This is a genomic window from Streptomyces sp. NPDC001220, assembly GCF_053597895.1.
Window position 1 is genome coordinate 1 of record NZ_JBSFJE010000054.1, and the last position, 1,709, is coordinate 1,709.

General features: G+C 67.2%; 2 protein-coding genes. Both read right to left on the reverse strand.

Features of this window, described 5'->3' with window-relative positions; translation table 11 throughout:
* Nucleotides 1–57: 57 nt before the first annotated feature.
* Nucleotides 58–765, reverse strand: a complete 708-nt coding sequence (locus ACWDGI_RS43570; RefSeq protein WP_450768600.1) for an SMI1/KNR4 family protein — start codon at nt 763–765, stop codon at nt 58–60.
* Between the two features lie 53 nt (nt 766–818).
* Nucleotides 819–1,639 (reverse strand): IS5 family transposase gene (locus tag ACWDGI_RS43575; RefSeq protein ID WP_450768601.1). Its coding sequence is split into 2 segments (ribosomal slippage): nt 819–1,300 and nt 1,300–1,639, totalling 822 coding nucleotides; the frame shifts between segments, so codons are not numbered across the junction.
* Nucleotides 1,640–1,709: the final 70 nt, after the last annotated feature.

Below are 1,709 nucleotides of genomic sequence, written 5' to 3' on the forward strand. Positions count from 1 at the left end.
ACTGATCGTTTCAGAATGACGAGCGCGGCAGCCGAAACGCGGCAGCGCGGCTGTGTGTCAAGCGCGGTCGTGCACTTGAGCCCAGACATCGCCGCCACAGGCCCACGTCCACAGCCAGTGCCGCAACGACGGACTCGCGTTCCGGAGGCCATCGTGTGGGTCTTCGCCCCAGCTGGGCTCCCACCCGTCCACGTCGAAGAGCAGCACCGGGTTGTCGACTGCGAGCAATGAGACGTGCCACTCCATCGTGCAACCACCCGGCACGAGATACAGCCATGAGGAAGGCAGCCCCTCGGTGCGATTGCGTTCGTGCATGCGGACCGAGGAATGCCAGTCATCCAGGTGTCCCGGCGCACGCTGGCCCGTGGTCAGCGAAGCGATCCCTGCATCGGGCCCGAAGCCGCCGTTGCCGACCTCGGTGTAGACCCGACGAAGCAGTTCCGGCAGAGGGCGTCCGAGGACCCGCTCCGCGGCGTCGACTTCCTGGGGCATGATCGGTGGGAACAACGGCTCTCGGGGAGAGTCCGCGAAGTAGCTCGCGACCTCGTCTGCTCGGGCGTCAAGAGTGACCTCCCCGGAACTGCTGCGGCCGATGATCCGGCCCTGGATCCGCTCAATCCCGCCCTGGCCGTAGTGCTCCTCGATCCAGGCGAGCGGAACTTGGGCCTTGTCGAACCGCAGGCCCGGATCCCAGGCACGATCGCGCAGTTTGTCGATGAGCGCGTCGTCATTTCCCTGGTCGACCTCCGGCTCGGTGTGATCCATCGCAAGCTGCGGCTGACTGCTACTGCGCCGAGGGGAGGTCATGTGTTGGGAGCCTAGCGCTGAGGTCGGACGGAGCGTCGAAGGTGGCGGAGGCAGATGATCGAACAGGCTAGTTCGAGCAGTCCCTGGTGGAGGTCGGCGCGTCGCTCGTAGCGGATGCGGAGCCTCTTGAACTGGTGCAACCAGGCGAACGCGCGCTCGACCACCCAGCGGACCTTGCCAAGTCCGGAGCCGTGGGCGGTGCCGCGTCGGGCAATCATCGGCTTGATGCCGCGCTTCCAGAGTAGGCGCCGGTACTTGTCGAAGTCGTAGCCGCGGTCGGCATACAGGCGCCGGGGCTTGCGGCGGGGACGTCCTCGTAGGCCGCGGATTGACGGGACTGCGTCGAGCAGTGGCAAGAGTTGGGTGACGTCGTGCCGGTTGCCGCCGGTGAGCGTGACGGCGAGCGGGCTTCCGTGGCGGTCGACGATTAGGTGGTGCTTGGATCCGGGGTGGCCGCGGTCGACGGGCGAGGGGCCGACATGATCCCCCCTTTGAGCGCCCGGACGTGCGAGCCGTCCACGGAGCAGTCGTCCAGGTCCAGCAGACCGGCGCGGCGCAGCTCGGCCAGCAAGGCAGCATGCAGGCGCGGCCACACGCCAGCCTCGGTCCAGTCCCGCAGCCGCCGCCAGGCCGTCACACCTGAACAGCCCACCATCTCCGTGGGAACATCACGCCACGCGACACCTGTTCGCAGCACGAACAGCACTCCGGCGAGGGCCACTCGGTCAGGAACGCGCAGCCGCCCTGGGTGGTGATGGCGCCGTTCGGGAGCAGGCGGCAGCAACGGGGCCACCCGCTCCCACAGGTCGTCAGGGACAAGATCAGCACGCACCCCGGACACCCTGCCGACCAAGATCGTCGAGTACAAGACCCGCAGCTCAACTCATTCTGAAACGATCAGT